Below are 20,848 nucleotides of genomic sequence, written 5' to 3'. Positions count from 1 at the left end.
CCTAGTAGATTATACAGACTATAAGTACTGTACTGCCCTCGAAATAAGAACAATGGGTTCAAGAAAGTACCTATTTTTCCATTTTAGCTACATATCCCAAAGAGATCTTTTCACGCCGTGTATTAATAGTTAGAAGTATAGCTTTTGTACGTTTTCCCTTTCCATAAAGTGATAAGAGCAATCATTAAACCAACAATCGAAAAGGACAAAATTACGTGTTGAACGTCAATACCCTTAGACACGAGGAATGTTACGCTTGCATAGGCAAGGGGATCGAAGCCGTTCATGGCTAAGAAGACAATGCTCATGACTTTCCCCATAATACGGGGATCCGTATCTTCTTGTGCTGAAGTAAAGAATGGGATTGAAACAAATGTCATGGTAAATCCAATTAGGAACGCTAATGCCGTCAAAATATACAAATTAGGAATTTGGCTAAATGCGATAGCTACGAATAATGTTGCAATCAATCCAGCAATTGAGGTTAATCCCCTGCGGCGTATTTTAACGATGCCAATTATTGCTGTGCTTACTAGCATTCCAACCCCTAAAGCAGCCTCAATGTAACTAAGATTAATGGGCGATCCTCCATACGTTTCCACTAAAATAGGAATGGCAATCGATATTGCTCCGAAGGCAAAAAAGTTTAACGTAATTAAGATCAGAATTCCTGTGAGTAAAAATTTACTTGCTTTGACGTAGGAAAAACCTTCTATTAAATCTTTAAGGGGTGTTTGTTTGACTGTATTGTCTACAGGACCTTCTTTTAAGAAAGGTGGAAACATAAAAAAGGCAGACAATAAGACGATAATAGCTGAAACGAAATAACCAGTTGTGACGCCAGCGTATTCCATGACACTTCCAGAGATCATAGGGCCGACAATAAAACCAATCTGGCCCAATCCCTGAATAACGGCATTTGCTTGTTTTATTTGGTTTTTCTGTACCATTTTAGGGATTAATGATGTGCCTGCTGGTCCAGAAAACGCATCTAATGTTCCAAAGAAGAATCCCAAAATGATGAGATATTCAAATGTTAATTGATTGGCATTGTTCAATAAAAATATGATAACTAGTAGGACTCCTTGGATGAAACTTGTACTGAACATGATTGTCGTCTTCTTGAATTTATCCGCAAGGACGCCACCAAATGCCATCATGAGAATACGTGGCACAGTAATGGCAATGAGTATAATCCCTAATGAACTGGCAGAACCTAAGTCAGAAATGACAAACCAAGTTGTTGTCATAAAAAACATGCTAAAGCCGATAATCGCTAAAAAACTTCCGAGAAACAGAAGTATAAACCGGCTGTTTTTAAATAATGATGGTTGTTGTGCCATAGCATAACCTTCCTCCTCGTTTTAATCTATAAGCAATCATAGATTGTGACGTAATGTCGTACGCAATCTTTTTTTAAAAAAAATCCTGTGTTTTCGTTACTATGAGCAAGTGTATTGATTGTGACCTTACGTAACAAATTTTGCAAAAGTAGTGGGGCAACGGTGAGATCATTATGCTTACACTGAAGGATTACATTCCATATAAATAAAAAAGCTCCAAGAGCACTCAAATGTGAAGAGTTTACTTGGAGCCTTTGAACAACTGCCCAAATAGAATTAACATTGTTATAATATACATACATTTCTTATGGCCAGTTACTAAAATGCAACATAGTAAGTCTACATATTTGAATCGTAATCAGTAAGATATAGTTGGAGGGTTATTATGAAAGAAATTTTAGTAATAGCACCGTTTGATTTAACAGATGCTCAAATCGTTAAAATGGAAAACTCTCTAAAAGAACTCCCTTATCAATTCCGTTTCATGGAAACGTTACTTCCTTATGAGAAAAACCTCGACGCCATATCTCCATCGACCAGCGCGATTGTTTCAAGAGGCGGGTTAGGTGAATTTCTCCGAAGCCATACCTCTATACCATTCATTAAAATTCCCGTTACCCCCTATGATCTGCTCCGTTCCATTACCTCTGTATACAATAAAGGCTATCAACGGATTCAGGTCATGTTTTTTGCAGGGATATTTAATGATATGGATTTTATTGAATGTGACTTCGGTGCATTACAAATTAAAATAGAAAGTTATCGAGACCAAGCTTATGCAAAAGAACACATTAAACAGTTAACTAAAAGGAAAACAGTAGATGCCATTATCGGGGACAGGTTTGCTACTGATGCAGGTAATGAAGCAACTATTCCTTCTTTTTTAGTGAAATCAGGTGAAGAAGCACTTGTTTTCGCTGTTGAACAAGCGATTGAAACATTAAACATTCAATTAGAAGAAGAAGCTAAAACAAAAGAACTTGATTCCATTCTTCAAGTTGTCCCTCAAGCGGTTATAAACGTAGATGCAAATGACAACATTAAAATGTTTAATGAACAAGCTAAGCATATTTTTCCAGAATTGAAGGAAGCGTTGCCTGAATTTAATTACACCGATATCTTTAAGAGTAAGGAATTGCAAGATCAACTTAAAGCCCGAACGATTCAACGAAACATCCTGACACCTATTAACAATCAACAAATGCTCGTAACGACCACCCCTATTTTTTCTAACGATATGTACGTTGGTGCGATTCAAGTATTCGAAAGACTAGCGGACTTTCAGAAGCTTGAGATGAAAATTCGAAAAGAAGTATACAAAAAAGGACTTACAGCAAAGCATACTTTTGCAGATATCGTTTGTGAGAATAAGGAAATGAAGAGATTGGTTAGTGAAGCTGCTGCCTTTTCACGCTCAGAAGGTTCTGTCTTAATCTATGGAGAGACAGGGACAGGCAAAGAATTATTTGCTCAAAGCATTCACAATGCAAGCGATCGACATGCCCAACCTTTTGTGTCATTAAACTGTGGGGCTTTAAATGAAAACTTACTTGAAAGTGAATTATTTGGTTATGAAGATGGTGCTTTTACCGGCGCACTAAAAGGAGGGCGTGCAGGGCTATTTGAAATGGCCCATGAAGGGACACTATTCCTTGATGAAATCAATGAGATGCCCCGTAGTTTTCAGATAAAGCTTCTAAGAGTATTGCAAGAAAATGAAGTCCGTAGAGTCGGAGGGACGAAAAACATCCCTATCAACGTACGTATTATCTGTGCAACCAATCAACCAATGGAAGAGCTAATACGTCATGGGAAATTTAAAGAGGATCTTTACTACCGCATTTCTACTTTAACATTGGACTTATTGCCTTTACGAGACAGAAAAGAAGACATTATCCCTCTCGCTACTGTTTTTTTAAATAAAGAAATGGAAAGAGAAAACCGTTTTTTAAAAATCAATGATGCCAAAAGCGCACTTCGGCCATTACTCTCGATGAGATGGGATGGGAATGCACGTGAACTACAAAACTTCATGAAAAGATTGGTCATTACTTATCAAGGAAGTGTGATTACAGCAGACGGAGTTCATTTGCTATTAAACAAGGCGAAAAAAAAGAGCGGAGAAGTAACCATTCCGATTTCAACCTCTTTCAAAGAAATGGAAAGTCACCTTTGGGCACAACTATACAGCCAATTTAATGGAACAAAAGAGGAATTCTGCAACCACTACAAAATTAGCCAAACCACTTTATGGCGAAAACTATCCGTTCAAAAATGAAATCATAATTTCATTTTTGAAATGAATATCTGAAATAAAACCGCAGAAAGATTCTTTCTATAAAAAATGAAGTTGAGTTGTCTTTTGATGACTCAACTTTTTTATTGGCACATAAATTGCATATAAGCAAAGAAAAGAGGTTTGCAATCCCTCTGATAGTATCCACGTAATTTATTGCAAACTCGTTTACTCAAACCAAAATAGAGTTTTTGGCACAGTTATTGCATGAACATAAGTGAGCATTCCCCCACGAATCATATTTTTCTAAGGAGAGGATTTGAAAATGAAAATTGTCGATGTTGTAGAGAGAGCAGTGCCAATTAGCAGTAATATCGCAAATGCTTTTATTGACTTTAGTAAAATGAATGCCTCAATTGTAGCGGTAAAGACAGATGTTATTCGAAACGGTAAACCAGTAGTAGGCTACGGTTTCAATTCCAATGGTCGTTATGCGCCGAGCGGCATTTTAAGAGAGCGATTTATTCCTCGTTTATTAGAAGCAAAATCAGAAGATATCTTAAATGAATCAGGGACCAACTTCTCGCCCGAAAAGATTTTTGACATTCTAATGGCAAACGAAAAACCAGGAGGGCATGGCGAAAGAACAGTTGCGGTTGGAACACTAGATATGGCTATTTGGGATGCAGTAGCCAAAATTGAGGAAGTGCCCCTTTATAAACTATTGGCTGATCAATATGGAGACGGCACGATTGACGAGAAAGTCTTTGTCTACGCCGCTGGCGGTTATTACTTCCCAGGTAAAGGGTTGCCGGAACTTCAAGATGAAATGAAATCCTATTTAGATATGGGTTACTCAAAAGTCAAAATGAAAGTTGGCGGTGTCCCTTTAAAGGAAGACCTAAAACGGATTGAGGCAGTTATTAATGTCGTTGGTACGGGACAAAACCTAATGGTTGACGTGAACGGCCGGTTCAATCTAGAAGAAGCGATTGAATTTGGAAATGCGATAAAGGACTATCATTTATTTTGGTATGAAGAAGCGGGAGATCCGTTAGATTACCAATTGCAGGAGGAATTATCGAAAGTTTACCCACACGCAATGGCGACTGGTGAAAATTTGTTCTCCCTTCAAGACGCGACTAACTTAATCCGTTACGCAGGGATGAATCCAAAGACGGATTTCCTGCAATTTGATTGCGCACTTAGCTACGGACTAGTGGAATACATGAAGATATTAAACATGTTAGAAGAAAACGGATGGTCTTCTCGCAATTGCATTCCACACGGTGGCCACCAAATGTCATTGAACATTGCCGCAGGATTAAAATTGTATGGCAACGAATCATACCCTGGTATTTTCCAACCATTTGGCGGATTTGCTGATGGGCATGCAGTGGAAGACGGCTTCGTTACATTGCCAGATGCGCCTGGTATTGGGGTTGAAGCGAAAGAGCAATTATATGACCTATTAAAAACACTATAACCAGTATGTAGATCAAAGAGATATATGGCTTATATATCTCTTTGATCTATTTTTTAAACAGGCAAAGAGAGTGTTTAGTTGAAAACGGTTAAATAAATCACCAAGTTCGGGGTTAATTTCTTTTACATTAGTGCCTCCTTATTCAGGCGACAAGGTCGTTAAAAATGCTTAAAAACGAATGGTTTTTTAATGGCCACGGTCTTGAACTGTCTTCTTTAATGCCGCACAATGTCATAACTAATTAATTTGTACTTCTCCAAGAACCCAACCGATTTGTATAAATGAATGGCGGCTAGATTGTCTCCTCCAACACATATAGTAATTTCCATAATTTCAGAATAAGAAAAGAGATGGTCGGTTGCCACTCTTATTAGAGTTTTACCTATCCCTTGTTTTCTTAGTTTCGTTGATACAGCAATATATTCAATATTGGCTTCCATATGTTTAGGGTTTGCTTCAATATATACATACCCCTTTATATCATGTTCATTTTCCGTAACGAAGAATAAATGGTTAAAGTCATTTAATCGACTAATAATGGTATGTGCATCAAAATAGGTTGTGGGAAAGACTTCATTATGTAGATTGATAAAAGATTGACGGTAGGCATCAGAGTACGTTTCAACATCGCTAGGCGTGTGATTAATAAATCGATCTCTAGTTATGCTCAAAACCAAATCCGACCCTTGATCTATGCCTTTATTTTGTAACACAAACTCTTTTCCAAAGTGGTTATCCTCATTCAAAAAGAAAGAAAATGTCTTTATCATAGGAGGTGTTTTCGAAGCAATCGTTTCCCACAATTCTTGAGCCATGTCGATATCTTCCCCCTCAACAAACGGCCCCCATACGTCCGCACATCCTCTTTTTAAGTCCATATCCAAACCGATTGCACCCACGATACGAGAGTGATTATAAGCAACTAAAAATGAATCTTTCACTTCCAAATCAGAAAAATCATTCATTAAATGATCGTATATTTCTTCCCTATCTTCCCCACAAAAGCCAATATGAGAACTGCTTTTATTGTTCATTTTTTCTAGGAAGATAGCAAGGTCTCTTATATGGTCTGGGGGTGTTATAAGAGTTTTCATTGGGATCAACCCTTTCTAAACAAATGATGTTTAGCTATTCGTTCGATTAAACCTAATACAAATAGTAAAGAATGTCAATAGACTGCTTTTTATTTTTTCTGAATTTATCATAAAGAAACTGCCCCTGTGCGAGTGCGTCCCATTAATCATTTTTTCACCTAAGCTTCCAAGCGGACTTGAACCGCTGGCCCCCACCTTACTCTCTTGCTCTCGAAAGAATAAGTTAGCCATTATCGTTAAGACTACTATTGACTATTCCCTTAACGTCATTGTTTATAATCATTATATGGAGGGTGGCAATATGATAAAAATTGGACAGTTAGCTAAGAAAATTGGTATCAGTAAAAAAACACTTTACCATTACGAAAATGTAGGCATTTTAAAGCCTTCTTTAATAAAAGATAATGGTTACAGGTATTATGATGAACAAGCCATTTCACAATTACAAAGAATTTTGTTATTAAAATCAATCGGATATACGTTAGAACAAATAAAGATCCTTTTTGACTCTGAAAGTGAGACAGGGGAAAATCAAACATGGATTCATTCACTATCAGAGCAAGTTAAATTAATTGAAGCCGAAAAAGAGAGATTAAGCCGATTACAATACTATTTAAATGCGACTATACACGTTATTAAATTAAAAGGGCATTTGGAACCACAGGAAATGCTTGACGTTATAGAAGATTTAAATAGAAGAACTTTGGTTAATGGTATTATCCCTGCTCGTTTTGATGAAGCATTAGAAATTACAAAAGAACAAAAGGAGATACTTGAAAGGCTACCTGTTATCGGTAGTGACGATCCGAGACTGGAAGAAATATTGTCTATTTTCAACGAAGTTCGTGACATTTTGCACATGGATCCGAAATCGAATACTGTCCAACAAATAGCTCATACTCTTTATATAAAAACACTTGAATTGTTTGAAGGCGATGAAGAATTAATGAATTTTTATTGGGAACTAATAAACCCTTCCAGCGATAATGAACTAGTACTTGGCATGAATACTGAAGTAACAGCTTATATTGATAAAATGTTCTACCACTATGAAAACAACAAGGCCAAAAAAGAAGAACGAAAGGAGAAAAACGAATGAAGAAGCCTAAGCGCCTTTATTTTTTACTAATCTGTGTAAGTACTTCTCTTGCTTCATGTGGAGTAGTTGAGAATAAAGACAACAGTAGCCCAAATAATGAAAATGAGGAATTAATCATACAAGTTATTATCGAAAGTAACGCTTCGTACGCCTCTGACTTGGAGGTGGAAATTAATAGTAGAAATAGCCCTCAAACAGTTAACGAACTATCAATTGAGGTCCCTTATTCAAAAACATTTGTAATACCCACCGATGCAGCATTTCCAATAAGTTCAACCAAAGTTAAAGCTACAGCAGGAGAAGATGGCGATAGGATATCCTGTAAAATTTTATATGATGAAATAGAAGTAGCTACTCACGACAGCGAAGGAGAATTAGCAACAGCTGTTTGTGAGAATAAGTTTATAGATAACATATTGTCCTATCAGTAAAACACTAGAAAATGGAACGGTGGTGGAATAAATTAACGACCTATCTTATTTAATATTTTTAGCTTTAATCGATTCCCTGAGTTTCGGGACTTTGTTAATCCCGTTGTGGCTATTAATAAGTTCAAAAGAAATAAAAATTAAAAGATTTTCTATCTATATAGTCACTGTAGTGCTTTTTTATTTTATCACTGGATTAGTACTTGTAATTAGTGCTGAAGCTTTGCTAAATCTAGGTGAAACATTCTTCCAATCGACTACGTTTCAGTATTTCCAACTTATTTTAGGTGTGGGTTTAATCATTATAAGCTATAGAATGGACTCAAAAACAATAGATAGACGAACAGAGAAACAAGAGAAAACAAACCCATCTGTTTGGAGAGATCAGCTTTTAAGTGACTCCAATACTGCTAAACAATCTTCAATTATGCTCATAAGTCTTGCATTTACCGCATGTCTATTAGAGGTGGCTACCATGCTACCATATCTATTAGCAATAGGAATAATTTCTTCTAATGATTATTCACTTCAACAATCTGGATTTATACTGTTTGGTTACTGCATAATCATGATTCTGCCCGCACTAATTTTATTAATGGGAAGAGTGTTTGCCCATAACTTGCTAAAAAAACCCCTTATTCATTTAGAAATATGGTTATCAAAGAATGCCAGAAACACAACAGCATGGATAATTGGCATTGTTGGATTTATCCTAGCAGCTAATGCCATTTATGAGTTAGAACTTTATCATCTCATGGCTTGCATTCTAAACGTCTCTTTTGTAACCTAGCCTCAATTTACATTGAAAATGATCTAAAGCTACGGGGCAAGAAACTTGGGAATAAAAAAGGAGATAGTATTCAATGATAAACAACTATATGAAAAACGTTAAATCGATTTATCCTAGTATATCCATTGAAAACTTTTATCTTAATGAAATGGGACAAAATAATGATGTATTAATTGTAAACCATTCTCTAGTTTTTAGATTTCCCAAATATAAAAATGGAATTATTCAATTAAAAAGAGAGACAGAAATTCTACAATACATTAAAGATATCATTTCCACTCCTATTCCAAATCCAATATATCAGTATTTTGAAGAATTAGAGCCCGGTAAGGTCTTCACTGGCTATCATCTAATCGATGGTGTGCCTTTGTGGGGGGAAAGTTTAAGCGGTATAAAGAATCATGAATTGGTGAAAAGCTTAGCTACACAACTTGTTTCTTTTCTTGTAGAGCTGCATTCCATTTCGGAAGAGAAACTAAGTCGAGAGTTGAAACTAAAGGTTAATAACCCTCGTGAAGAAATAAACAAACTATATAGTAAGATTCAAAAAAATTTATTTGCTTTTATGAGAAAAGAAGCACAAAAAGAAATATCACACTCCTTTGAGAAGTTCCTAAATGGGGAAGCATTATCAAAATTACATTTATCCCTTATACACGGAGATTTCGGGTCATCCAACATTTTGTGGAACCCAGAATCAAGTAGAATTACAGGTATAATAGATTTTGGTGGTTCTTGCTTAGGAGATCCTGCGTATGATTTTGCTGGGATACTTTCCAGTTATGGTAGACATTTTTTTGATATGTGTATTAGTCTATATCCTAATGATAGCGAATTATCAGACCGAGCTAATTTTTATAAAAGTACATTCGCTTTACAAGAAGCATTACACGGGATTGAGAACGATGATAAACAGGCCTTTGAAAGTGGGATTAAAGGATTTAGATAAATTCCTATTTGTCTAACCCCTCTGATTGAAAGGATTTGCTCTCACATACATTTCGAGTTAACCCCGTATAGAGGAAAGACTAAATTTCCTATTCCCTTTCCTAATTAAAATGATGAGACTACTCAAGCTGTTTCGAATGCCAATAGCGTTAGGATATAGGAGTATTGGTACGGCTTGTAGCAAAAAGATTTAGTCAGAAAAGATTCAGTTATAACAACAAAAGTATGGAATACTGATCACGGGTTTGAAAACTAGAGGGAAAACGATTGAAAAAGCATACCCGATTTGAAAAGGTATGCTTCTCAATTTCCATTAAAGTGCTCATTCTTTCTTATCTTCCTGTTGAAGGGATCCTTTACTAAGAATCAGTTCATTAATAACCTTTTCAATAAACAATTCCTCTTCTTTGTTAAAAGCACTAGGGAACAAATAAGGATTAGACTCAAATAAAGAACTTTCACCTTTTTCGAGTTGTTCCAGCGCTACTTCGTCTAAAAGTGGGGCGACTACTGGTTTCAAAATAGAGATCATGGCTTCGGCATGTGCCAGAACTTCAGGGTCATTCGGTGCTTTTCCTGCTTGAATGAATCGTTTCATTACACTAGTCCATACAGTCATTTCTTTATCCAACTCAAGTTCTTGTGTATGTGAGTGTAGTTTATTATACACAGAATCGGACTCATGTTCAGTTATCCAGCGATTTCGTACCTCTGCATTTTTTAAAGCATGAATAAGGACAAGCAATGATTCTTCATCTACAGGATCTGAACCTGAAACAATCCCTTGAACACGAGTAATGATGTGTATCACTGTATCAATCTGTTTTTTCTTTTCTAGCAGCATATTTTTCTGCTCAACCATTGTCTGTGCTAAATCTTGTTCCGGACGCTCTAAGTGTTCTAAAATTTCTCCAAGTGATAAATCCAAAAATTTCAGCACTAATATTTTCTGAAGCTGGGCAATGGATCTGTTGTTATAAACTCGATGCCCATGTTCCGTGTAGTCAAAAGGTTTCAATATCCCTGTTTGATCGTAGTGTCGCAGTGTTCGTTGAGTAATCCCAGTCAGTTTCGCAAATTCCCCAATGGAGTATTTTCTTTCCATCATCAATGTTCTCACTCCCTTTCTGTTTAAACTCTAACACTTGACGTTATGTCATTAGCAAGTATTTTTTTCTTATGGCATTGTGTAGTAATGAGGAAGTAACAATGGACATTTCAATTTATAAATGCACGACAGTTTGTTCATATTCACAGAGGATTCCCGCTCTCGGCTTTCGGGAAGCATAAAGTTGCACAAGCTGTTTCTTAAATTCGACTGTGAACTTTCTTCCTTCCAGTCGCTGCTCCATACTCGCTACCTTTTTCATGTAAATAATTCAACTCATTCTCATTTAACTCAGTAACAAAGGACCCTCTTCTTTTGAAATTGCCATTGTTTCCTCCTTTTTAATAAAAGATTCTTTTTACTGAGAATGTATTGATACCTACTTTTTTTCTAACTAATAGGTATAATACTAAGTTCCAAAAGATCATCGTTGCAACGGTTGAAATTGCAGCCCCTAGGACACCTAAAGAAGGGATCAAAACTATATTTCGTAATAAATTCCGACATTTATACAGCTTGATTTTGGGTGGTACTTACCGGTACTGCTGGAGACTAAAAAAGTACCAAAGCTTCGCAAGCCTTGGTACTACAGGTATAGGTTGACTAGAAGAAGCACATCATACAAAAAATGCTCTCATCGGTTATCATTTAGAAGAACTTTCTTCTAATTAATTGGTCAACAATGGACTTTTTGATGAACATTTTCCTCTCATTTTATGTTATAAGAAGTCCTTTGAGAGCAATTCTTTTATGACCATCCACCGTACATGTGATTAGTGTTATCTCGTTTTTTCCTTCTTCATCTAACAAAATGTCTGTTTGTGTCGGTTCAATTATTTGAGATGAGGTAATTTCATAGGTATACGTTTTGTTATCTGCAATTAATCTCACTGTTGCCCCAATAGCTACGTCTGGGAGATTTCGAAAAAAACGATCTCCTCTGTAGCCTCTATGACCTGCTATTGTGAAATTGCCTTCTCCTGGAATTTGATTAGGTTTAATCTGTGTTAAACCTACATTAAGGTTGTACTCGGTTGTTTCCGGCAAAACCATTTGATTAAGGTCAATATCAGGAATCTCTAACCAGATAACGTCTTTCGCATACTCGAACTCTTCCTTCATCACCTGCGCACTTGCTTCATTTGAAATAAGATTTACAGCCTGCGTTAATCGATCTATTTCTTTTCCAGTCTTCCATTCATGATAAAAAGGAATGGAGACAAGAATGAGTCCAATTAGTATGGACACAATTCCTGTCATTACTTTCACATTTCTCATTGAACTCATCCCCTTTCAATTAAGAAATAGCCCCTTTTCTTCGATTAAACACTACGAGCAAGCTTCCAACGATAATGAATAATGAACCTACTATTAATAGATATCTAAACCATTCCTCACCAGTTTGAGGTAATGTTTTAGGCAAGTCCTCTGTTTTTTCACTCGTTGGAGGTGTTTCGGATGGTTCTGGTGTTTCAGATATCGGTGGAGGAGTCAGCTCTTCCGATGGCTGTTTCGTGTTTTGCACGAATAGCTCTAGAACTTCTTCTGCTCCAACCTTCACCGTAAATTCAATCGCATGATCTAACTGCTGGTAACCTTCAGGCGCTTTAGTTTCAATTAATTGATAATCGCCCGGGGTTAAATCTTTAACATCTGCTAAACCAAGATCATTTGTAATAATCGTCTCTACTACTTGATCCTTATCATCTCGAATTTCAAATTCTGCCCCCTGCAACGTTGCATCCGTTTCTGAATCAACTTTAATAATGGTTACACTACCTAAAATCAAGTGATTGATTGCCTCTAGCATTACAACTTCCTGCTGATTGAACTCAATTTCGAATGTTAATGGCTTCTCATCTAACTTGTAGCCAAACGGCGCTTCGGTTTCCACAAAATAGTAGCTGCCTGGCACTAAGTCACTTACCACCAGTTTACCTTCCTCGTCCGTTGTGAGACCCGTTTGAAGATCTTCACCTTCAGAATCGTATAAAGTGAAGACTGCTCCTTCAAGTGTCTCTCCGTCTTCATCAACTTTTGTCAGTTCAACTGCGCCTGGTAGTATGGTGTTTTCTTTTATAACTTCCACCTGTGCTTCTTGATTAAATACGATCTTAAATTCAAGTGGTGTTGCATCCAGTTCATACCCTATTGGTGCTTCGGTTTCTACAAAGTAATAGCTGCCTGGTGGTAACTCTTCTACTATTAGTCGACCCTCTTCATCCGTTGTCAGATCGGTTTTAAGTACATTGCCTTCTGCATCATATAATGTGAAGACCGCTCCTTCAAGAACGTTCCCATCTGCATTGACCTTTGTCAGCCCAACTGATCCTGGCGTAAACTCGTTTACAAAACTCAATTCAATGGTTTCTGTTTGGCCTCGTTCAATCTCAAATGGGATTGGCGTAGGGTCTAGCTCATAACCTGGAATCGTTGCCGTTTCAACCAATTGATAGCTGCCTGGCTCTAAATCATCCAATAACAGCACACCATTCTCTCCTGTGAGCAACCCTTCACGCAGTGTATTTCCTTCACTGTCCTGAAGTTCAAACTCTACACCTTCAAGAAGCGTTCCATTTTCATTTTCTTTTGTTAATTCAACGGCACCTAGAATCAACACATTTTCCTTTGTTAGTTCTAGCTGCGCTTCTTGATTGAATACAATCTCAAACTCTAACGGTGTAGAGTCTGGCTCGTATCCAAACGGTGCTTCGGTTTCTACAAAGTAGTAGCTGCCTGGTGCTAAGCCCTCTACTACTAATCGACCTTCTTCATTTGTTGTTAGTCCTGTTTCCAGTTCATTATCTTCTGCATCGAATAAGCTGAAGACCGCTCCTTCAAGCGTTTCTCCTCCTTCATCGACCTTAGTCAGTCCGACAGAGCCTGGCGTGAATTCATTAACAAAACTAAGTTCTCCTACCGTTGTTTCTCCTAACCCAATTTCAAACACAATCGGTGTTGGATCTAGCTCATAACCAGGAAGCGTCGCTGTTTCAATGAGTTGATAATTTCCTGGTGCTAAATCATCAATCAACAACTTGCCTTCTTCATTTGTAAGCAATCCGTCACGCAGTGTGTTTCCTTCGCTGTCCTGAAGTTCAAATTCAACCCCTTCAAGAAGGGTGCCATCTTCGTCTTCTTTCGTTAACTCAATAGCTCCTGGAATCAAGGTATTTTCTTTCGTTAGTTCCAGTTGCTCCTCTTGATTAAAGACAACTTCAAACTCTAACGGCGTGTCATCCAGCTCATAACCGAACGGCGCTTCCGTCTCTACGAAGTAGTAATTGCCTGGTTCAAGATTTTCAACGACGATTCTTCCATCTTCATCCGTTGTTAGTCCAGTTTGAAGTTCATTGTCTTCTGCATCATATAGGCTGAAAACAGCTCCTTCAAGTGTTTCTCCAGTCTCTCCAACCTTTATCAGGCCGACAGACCCTGGGCTGAACTCATTCACAAAGCTTAGTTCTACGGTTTCTGTTTGACCCAGTGTAATTTCAAATGGGATTGGTGTTGGATCCAATACATATCCTGGAATCGTGGCTGTTTCGACTAGCTGATAGTTGCCTGGTACTAGACCATCAATAAACAGCGTACCTTCTTCATCCGTTAGCAGTCCCTCTTGTAATACATTTCCTTCACTATCCTGGAGGGCAAACTCTACACCTTCTAGGACGGTTCCATCTTCATCTTCTTTCGTCAATTCAACAGCACCTGGAATCACCGTGTTTTCTTTCGTTAATTCTAGCTGCGACTCTTGATTAAAGATGATCTCAAACTCTAAAGGAGTATCGTCCAACTCATAGCCGAATGGCGCCTCTGTTTCTACAAAATAGTAGGTGCCTGGTGCTAAATCTTCTACTACTAATTGACCTTCTTCGTTTGTTGTTAAACCTGTTTGTAATTCATTGTCTTCTGCATCAAATAAGCTGAAGACGGCTCCATCAAGCACTACCCCGCCTTGCCCAACTTTTGTTAAGCTAACAGAGCCTGGCGTAAACTCATTAATGAAACTAAGTTCTCCTACAGTCGTCTCCCCTAAACCAATTTCAAAAGGGATCGGTGTTGGATTCAGTTCATATCCTGGGAGCGTTGCTGTTTCCACCAATTGATAGCTTCCTGGTGTTAAATCGTCAATAAAGAGTGTTCCTTCTTCATCAGTGAGTAATCCTTCACGTAGTACATTTCCATCACTATCCTGAAGCTCAAACTCTACACCTTCAAGAAGGGCCCCTTCTTCATCGACTTTCGTTAATTCAACAGCGCCCGGAATTAAGAGATTTTCTCTTGTTAATTCCAGTTGTGCCTCTTGATTAAAGTCGATTTCAAATGCTAATGGCGTATCGTCTAGCACATAACCAAACGGTGCTTCAGTCTCTACAAAGTAGTAGCTGCCTGGTGCCAGATCTTCTACAACCAATCGACCTTCTTCATTTGTGGTTAGATCTGTTTGTAGTTCATTATCTTCTGCATCATATAGGCTGAAAACAGCTCCTTCGAGCGTATCCCCATTTTCTCCGACTTTTGTTAAACCGACAGAGCCTGGCGTAAACTCGTTCACAAAGCTTACTTCAGTTACAGTTGTTTGTCCTAAGCCAATCTCAAATGAAATCGGTGTTGGATCCAGCTCATAGCCTGGGAGTGTTGCTGTTTCAACCAATTGATAGCTTCCTGGTGTTAAATCATCAATGAAAAGTTTACCTTCTACATCTGTAAGCAAGCCTTCACGTAATGTATTGCCATCACTATCTTGAAGCTCGAATTCCACGCCTTCAAGAATCGTTCCATCTTCATCTTCCTTTGTTAGTTCAACCGCACCTGGTATTAACGTGTTCTCTTTCGTTAATTCTACCTGCGATTCTTGGTTAAAGTCGATTTCAAATGGTAACGGTGAATCGTCTAACACATAACCAAAAGGTGCTTCAGTCTCTACAAAATAGTAGCTACCTGGCACTAAATCTTCTACGACGAGTCGACCTTCTTCATTTGTGGTTAGGCCTGTTTGAAGTTCATTGTCTTCGGAATCGAATAGACTGAAAACAGCTCCTTCAAGCGTTTCGCCATCCTCTCCCACTTTACTAAGTCCCACAGAGCCTGGTAACGGGCTATTCTCTTTTGTCAGTTCAATTAGTTCTTGAACCGCCAAATCAATGGTAAAAGGAATAGGTGTAGCATCTAACACATAACCCGTTGGCGCCTGTGTTTCAACTAATTCGTAGTTTCCAGGCAAAAGATCCTCGATGAAAAGAATTCCGTTCTCATCAGTTGTTAAGCCGGTAGCTACCTCATCGCCTGCCTCATTAAATAGTGTAAACACCGCCCCCTCAAGGAGCTCTCCGTCCTCACTCTGCTTTGTTAGTTGAACAGAGTTATCCAGATCCATGTACACGCCAACTCTTGCTGGTTCGACAGGTTGTCCTTGATCAGTCGCGATCGCAAAAGAGTTCCATGCGGCTCTTTGAGTAGGATTTACTGTTTTATCCAATACACTCGGATCCACATCCGCTGCTTCTGGAGCTATCATAGTGAAAGTAATGGCAATATCTTCTCCATCAATCCATTCTACTCCATCTCTAAGCTCAATCTTAAAGGAATGAATGGAAGACCAATCATCTACCTCAGATGCCAAGACCCAATTCGGCACCTGTGCCCCTTCAGGATTAGAGAGTTGCTCTGTTGTGTCAGGGTAATTGGTATGTCTGATTAAGTCATCTCGTTCTGGAGTGAGTGCAGTACTATAATACACATCCACTCGATCTGTCCATTGTGACGGAAGCTGAATCGCTTCTGTCAGCTGCGGTGTGAATTGACTACCACGATCAATATTATCAGTGATACCTAAGTCACCAACAGATGGCAAAACATCCATTAATGTCATCGTAGAAATTGTACTTCCCGTTGTATTCGTTAGGGTTAATTGATAATCAATTGCTCCTCCAGGAACCGTTCTTCCAAACCTAGTAAACTCATCATCTAATTCTCCTCTGACAAGTTTCTCTGTCTGGATATTATACTGACCACTCATATAATATTCGTTACTCGATTTCAAACGAGGTTGATCAACATTGCCATTTCCGTTTAAATCCTCTGAATCCGTTTGTAAAACGGTATCTGTTAGTCCTGGATTATCAACAGACGGTACAGTTAACGCCTCATCACCTGAGAACCCATATACATCAAAGGTGAGTACATTCGCTGCCCCTTCATTGATCTGAATATTAATCTCAGAGGCTACGTTATTACCTGGTCTAAGTAGACGATCCGTCCAATTAAACTTAACAAGCTGTCGACCTGTATCATTGTAATTATCACTTACAATTTCAAATGACCCATCTGAAGCTCTTCCGTCCGCATCGGTAAAATCAGCGTCTGGATTATCGGATATGGTGACACCAGGCGGTAACAACACCATAGCCTCTAATGGCTCATTCATCGCCAACGTAGAACTATTCTCCGTATTTAAGTTTACACGCATACGGTTTTCACCAAAATCTACATAGGCACCTTGATGATTCGTTAATTCTACATCAACCGTAGCAATTGGCGGTTGATCTGTCGGTCGTGGAGCAATTTGTGCAGAACGGGGACCGGCGATGTTATTAAAGAATTCTGCGGACCCATATTTCCTACCGTTTGTGTTATTTCCAAATACTGTGCCATCTCCACCGGTACCATATACGTCAAATTCATTTGTCACACTTCCTACATAGCCTGGTTCTACTTCAAAATAGTATGTCGGATGAGCTCCACTCATGCCACTAGGAGCATACGTGAAATTAAGATAAATCGCACTTACTCGTGCGCCTTCTTCAATTCCTAAATCTGCTCTAGTGTAAGTCTGTTGAACACTAGCATTTTCGACTAAAACCAAACGTTCTCCATCCACATCTGCCTCAATATTAAAACGAGGTGGATCTATAAATGGAACACCAGGAGGAAATTGGTTAGTAGGTCTATAAACAAAATTATTACCTGTTTTCATTTCTTTGAACACTAAATGTTCATCAATGTTCATTACGGTTGTATACGCTTGGAAATCCCCTTCGCTACTTTCATGTAAGGGTGAGACATTATGAAAAAAGGCTAATAGCGCATCGTCATATACAAGAGGATTCGGGTCTCTATTTGTATTTGAACCGATATTCCCCTTATCATCTATAGGTCCAATATGCCCAGGAACAAACACATTTCCTCGAATTTCTCCACTCGCAAGATCAGAATTAGCTATCGTTACACTGTGATTTGCGTTAACAGTGGTATCATTATCATTACCAATAAACTGAGCAGTAACATCAACATTATTTGTCAACGTTTGATCAACTGTATTATTACCTACTCTTAATACAACTTCTAGCTCCGTGTTAAACAATGTGTCTTCTGCCGCTTCTTGTTCTTCAATACTTGGCGCCTCAAATGTCCAAGTTAAAGTATTTCCAGTTTGTTCTGGCTCGGGACCAGTGATCGTTGAATGGTATGTTAAACCATTTGGAAGCGTATCAACGACAGTAATTTGAGAGCCGGGCTCTAAATAATTTTGTCCTATATTGTTTTTCGGAATGTCTACTTTCATTTTCCATACCGTTTGTGCATTAGGGATTGGTAAGTTCCTATCATTGCCTCTGGCTTCCGTATATCGTTTAGAAGCAGAAATAGTAGTAGAAGCATCGATTACGACTGTTGCGGTATCTTGCACCTCACCGAATTGATCCGCTTCAAATGAGGCTTGCACGCCAAGCTCTGTACCATTAGCCATCAAACCATTTGTTGTCGCCAATTTGATAATATTTTCATACGTTTGACCTGCTTGTAACCGTTCAAATTGATACACTAACTGGCTTGTTTCCGAATCAAATGTTGGTTCTACACCAGCTATTCTTAATTCTGATAACGATTGATTAAAGGTCACTTCATTTGAAAGTGGCAAATCGATTGTTATTCTTGCATTCGTGTATTCTGTAATAGAACCGGTTGTTTTAAACACTAACTTATAAGCTGCATCGTTCCCAGCCAAGACACTCGCATTCAATGGTGAAATATCAATATCTACATTTAAATCTCCTGCCATTGGTGTAAAGATAGGCTTATCTTGATCTTCATTACTCTCTTCTTCATGTTGATTTGTTTCTTCTTGCTGTTGGGATTCTGTTTCACTGTTTGTGGGTGAGGATTCTTCTTGATTATCACCATTTGTTTCATCAGCGTAATTGTCTTCAGATTTATTTTCTTCTAGTTGTTCATCCTCATTTAAGTTATCTGACTCTGGTTGATCCGAATGGTTTTTTTCAAATTCTTCTACTTCCGCTTCCGTATCAAGTTCTTCTAAATCTTCATTCCCACTGGAACTATCCGATTCCACGGAAACCTTAAACTCTACAATTTCAGTGCCACCGTCTTCAAATTGGCCTCTAACTTGTAGAATATTATCGCCTACATTGAACCCTGTTAAAATGATATTTTCAGAGATTGGAGACCCTTTTTCTTTCGGGATATTTAAACGATTCTCCTCATAATGATACGTAATTTCACTATTAGAATTTAACTCTTTCGTGCTCTCTTCATCATATTCAATTCCTTTTGGAAGAACAAGCTCCAAATTGTTTAAATCCGAGTAGTCTGTTACTACATTAAGAATAACTTGTTCTTGGGTTGGTGTCCCTTCAACAGAGATATCAAGTTCGTTCTCAAACTTTCTTTCCGAAGCTTCCGTTAACCCAACTTGTCCAAACGGCAAGAAAAGAATTAAGAAAATAAGCATTACTATAAAGCCTTTTCTTATGTTACCCTTCTGCTTTCTCATAGAGCCCTCCTTAAATAAAATTAATAACTATATAGAGCCTTACATGCTATTAAGCGTCAATAGATGCGTTATTAGCCCATATATTTACACAAAATCATAACATCGTTAAAAAATCTGTCAAATTATACATAGTAATATCATCTTATCAAGATAAGTTAATTGTAAAAATAAGAATTTTATATAGTTCTAAATAATCATTTTGCATAACTTATTATGATGTTCTCTACAGCATTTACTGAAAAGCTATTTTTAGTGCGTAGCCTGTATTAAAAGTTAAATTACCAACCTAAATTGCTCTTGTTATAACAAGGATTAATTAATTCTATAGTAAGTTAATCTCACTTTAATATATATTGAAATAAAACTCACGAAAATAGATAAAAATGGTAAAAAAGAAGTGCTTTGGACTTGTGTGTTTTATACTTTTTTTATGTGGTATTTTATAAGTGAATTTGAGAATTCGTTTCCTTGTTTTTTTAGTTGATATCCGTCATCCATTTTATGTGGTTTGGCTGAAGGACTCGCAATGTTTCATAGGAAAACTTTTGGTTTAAAAACAAAAAAAGCTTCTCCATCGACGGAGAAACTTTATTATCAGTATAAGAAAGCTTCCAAGCGGACTTGAACCGCTGACCCCCACCTTACCATGGTGGTGCTCTACCGACTGAGCTATGGAAGCACAAAAATGGCTCCACAGGCAGGATTCGAACCTGCGACCGATCGGTTAACAGCCGATAGCTCTACCACTGAGCTACTGTGGAACGAAAAAAATATATAGAAAAAGCCCGGCAACGTCCTACTCTCGCAGGAGGAAGCCTCCAACTACCATCGGCGCAAAAGAGCTTAACGACCGTGTTCGGCATGGGAACGGGTGTGACCTCTTTGCCATTGTCACCGGACTCTACTTGACTTCAGATAAGCGGCGAATCTCTTCGTCTCGTTCGTGAACACTTCCAATCCTCGACCTTCTTGCTTCTCTTTGTCAATCGTTTAAGCTTCGGATTTCTTCGTCCAGTTCGTGTCTCTCAGTCAGTCACGTACGTTTGGGTACGCACCCTTCTTCGAGCACTCCTGTCCTCGAACTCCTCGCTTCTCTGACTTCAGAATAAGCGGCGAATCTCTTCGTCTGCTCTGAAGTGTAAGTATGGAAAGAATCGGTGATTCTTTCAAAACTAAATCCGAAATACTCAAGTGTCAAGAATGTATAGGATAAGTCCTCGACCGATTAGTATCAGTCCGCTCCACGTGTCGCCACGCTTCCACTTCTGACCTATCAACCTCATCATCTCTAAGGGGTCTTACTGGCTTACGCCATGGGAAATCTCATCTTGAGGGGGGCTTCATGCTTAGATGCTTTCAGCACTTATCCCGTCCATACGTAGCTACCCAGCGATGCTCCTGGCGGAACAACTGGTACACCAGCGGTATGTCCATCCCGGTCCTCTCGTACTAAGGACAGCTCCTCTCAAATTTCCTACGCCCGCGACGGATAGGGACCGAACTGTCTCACGACGTTCTGAAC

General features: G+C 38.4%; 11 protein-coding genes, 2 tRNA genes and 2 rRNA genes. 6 read left to right on the top strand and 9 right to left on the bottom strand.

Annotation, left to right across the window (positions count from 1 at the left end; all coding sequences use genetic code 11):
* Positions 1-122 precede the first annotated feature (122 nt).
* Positions 123-1,343 carry an MFS transporter gene (locus BUC05_RS19970; RefSeq protein ID WP_073305840.1) on the bottom strand — a complete coding sequence of 407 codons (1,221 nt, stop codon included), beginning with the start codon at positions 1,341-1,343 and terminating at the stop codon, positions 123-125.
* A 385-nt stretch (positions 1,344-1,728) separates the two neighbouring features.
* Between BUC05_RS19970 and BUC05_RS19965 the strand changes: the two genes are divergently transcribed.
* Positions 1,729-3,621 carry a sigma 54-interacting transcriptional regulator gene (locus BUC05_RS19965; protein ID WP_073305830.1) on the top strand — a complete coding sequence of 631 codons (1,893 nt, stop codon included), beginning with the start codon at positions 1,729-1,731 and terminating at the stop codon, positions 3,619-3,621.
* Positions 3,622-3,904: 283 nt separating this feature from the next.
* Positions 3,905-5,065 (top strand): mandelate racemase/muconate lactonizing enzyme family protein, encoded by a 1,161-nt coding sequence (locus BUC05_RS19960; RefSeq protein WP_073305829.1) that lies wholly within the window; start codon positions 3,905-3,907, stop codon positions 5,063-5,065.
* A gap of 215 nt (positions 5,066-5,280) precedes the next feature.
* On the opposite strand, the gene BUC05_RS19955 is transcribed toward BUC05_RS19960, so the two are convergent.
* Entirely contained in the window at positions 5,281-6,159 is an 879-nt protein-coding gene (locus BUC05_RS19955) for a GNAT family N-acetyltransferase (RefSeq protein ID WP_073305828.1), read from the bottom strand.
* 301 nt (positions 6,160-6,460) lie between these two features.
* On the opposite strand from BUC05_RS19955, the gene BUC05_RS19950 reads away from it, so the two are divergent.
* The 4 genes from BUC05_RS19950 (at position 6,461) to BUC05_RS19935 (ending at position 9,425) form a co-directional block, all read left to right on the top strand.
* Positions 6,461-7,258 carry a MerR family transcriptional regulator gene (locus BUC05_RS19950; RefSeq protein ID WP_073305827.1) on the top strand — a complete coding sequence of 266 codons (798 nt, stop codon included), beginning with the start codon at positions 6,461-6,463 and terminating at the stop codon, positions 7,256-7,258.
* The gene (locus BUC05_RS19945) at positions 7,255-7,689 is read left to right on the top strand and encodes a hypothetical protein (RefSeq protein WP_073305826.1); all 435 of its coding nucleotides are present in this window, start codon (positions 7,255-7,257) and stop codon (positions 7,687-7,689) included. The genes BUC05_RS19950 and BUC05_RS19945 overlap by 4 nt, the downstream gene beginning before the upstream one ends.
* Positions 7,690-7,720: 31 nt before the next feature.
* Positions 7,721-8,476: a GAP family protein gene (locus tag BUC05_RS19940; protein WP_073305819.1), complete on the top strand. Its 756-nt coding sequence runs from the start codon at positions 7,721-7,723 to the stop codon at positions 8,474-8,476.
* A 73-nt stretch (positions 8,477-8,549) separates the two neighbouring features.
* On the top strand, positions 8,550-9,425 hold the full coding sequence (locus BUC05_RS19935) for a phosphotransferase family protein (RefSeq protein ID WP_035202343.1): 876 nt from the start codon (positions 8,550-8,552) through the stop codon (positions 9,423-9,425).
* 321 nt (positions 9,426-9,746) lie between these two features.
* Here the strand turns inward: BUC05_RS19935 and BUC05_RS19930 are convergent, their stop codons facing one another.
* From BUC05_RS19930 to BUC05_RS19895, 7 genes are all read right to left on the bottom strand, one after another.
* Positions 9,747-10,532 (bottom strand): MerR family transcriptional regulator, encoded by a 786-nt coding sequence (locus BUC05_RS19930; protein WP_063609063.1) that lies wholly within the window; start codon positions 10,530-10,532, stop codon positions 9,747-9,749.
* Between the two features lie 714 nt (positions 10,533-11,246).
* Positions 11,247-11,810, bottom strand: coding sequence for a class D sortase (locus BUC05_RS19920; protein ID WP_073305818.1), 564 nt, complete (start codon positions 11,808-11,810; stop codon positions 11,247-11,249).
* A 19-nt stretch (positions 11,811-11,829) separates the two neighbouring features.
* Positions 11,830-19,326, bottom strand: coding sequence for a SpaA isopeptide-forming pilin-related protein (locus BUC05_RS19915; protein ID WP_073305816.1), 7,497 nt, complete (start codon positions 19,324-19,326; stop codon positions 11,830-11,832).
* Positions 19,327-19,932: 606 nt separating this feature from the next.
* Positions 19,933-20,005 (bottom strand) — tRNA-Thr (locus tag BUC05_RS19910).
* A gap of 7 nt (positions 20,006-20,012) precedes the next feature.
* Positions 20,013-20,087: transfer RNA gene (locus tag BUC05_RS19905), tRNA-Asn, on the bottom strand.
* 22 nt (positions 20,088-20,109) lie between these two features.
* Positions 20,110-20,225: ribosomal RNA gene (gene rrf / locus BUC05_RS19900) — 5S ribosomal RNA — on the bottom strand.
* A gap of 306 nt (positions 20,226-20,531) precedes the next feature.
* A 23S ribosomal RNA gene (locus BUC05_RS19895) occupies positions 20,532-20,848 on the bottom strand; the annotation flags it as partial.

The organism is Shouchella rhizosphaerae, assembly GCF_900142675.1.
Lineage (GTDB): Bacteria > Bacillota > Bacilli > Bacillales > Bacillaceae_D > Shouchella > Shouchella rhizosphaerae.
Note: the sequence above shows the minus strand (reverse complement) of the source record. Positions and strands in the feature narration are given on the sequence as shown.

What these genes read in the sequence shown, in the direction of transcription:
- BUC05_RS19955 (WP_073305828.1), bottom strand. Translation starts at nt 6,159, where the DNA reads ATGAAAACTCTTATAACACCCCCAGACCATATAAGAGACCTTGCTATC.
- BUC05_RS19965 (WP_073305830.1), top strand. Translation starts at nt 1,729, where the DNA reads ATGAAAGAAATTTTAGTAATAGCACCGTTTGATTTAACAGATGCTCAA.
- BUC05_RS19945 (WP_073305826.1), top strand. Translation starts at nt 7,255, where the DNA reads ATGAAGAAGCCTAAGCGCCTTTATTTTTTACTAATCTGTGTAAGTACT.
- BUC05_RS19935 (WP_035202343.1), top strand. Translation starts at nt 8,550, where the DNA reads ATGATAAACAACTATATGAAAAACGTTAAATCGATTTATCCTAGTATA.
- BUC05_RS19920 (WP_073305818.1), bottom strand. Translation starts at nt 11,810, where the DNA reads ATGAGAAATGTGAAAGTAATGACAGGAATTGTGTCCATACTAATTGGA.
- BUC05_RS19960 (WP_073305829.1), top strand. Translation starts at nt 3,905, where the DNA reads ATGAAAATTGTCGATGTTGTAGAGAGAGCAGTGCCAATTAGCAGTAAT.
- BUC05_RS19915 (WP_073305816.1), bottom strand. Translation starts at nt 19,326, where the DNA reads ATGAGAAAGCAGAAGGGTAACATAAGAAAAGGCTTTATAGTAATGCTT.
- BUC05_RS19930 (WP_063609063.1), bottom strand. Translation starts at nt 10,532, where the DNA reads ATGATGGAAAGAAAATACTCCATTGGGGAATTTGCGAAACTGACTGGG.
- BUC05_RS19950 (WP_073305827.1), top strand. Translation starts at nt 6,461, where the DNA reads ATGATAAAAATTGGACAGTTAGCTAAGAAAATTGGTATCAGTAAAAAA.
- BUC05_RS19970 (WP_073305840.1), bottom strand. Translation starts at nt 1,343, where the DNA reads ATGGCACAACAACCATCATTATTTAAAAACAGCCGGTTTATACTTCTG.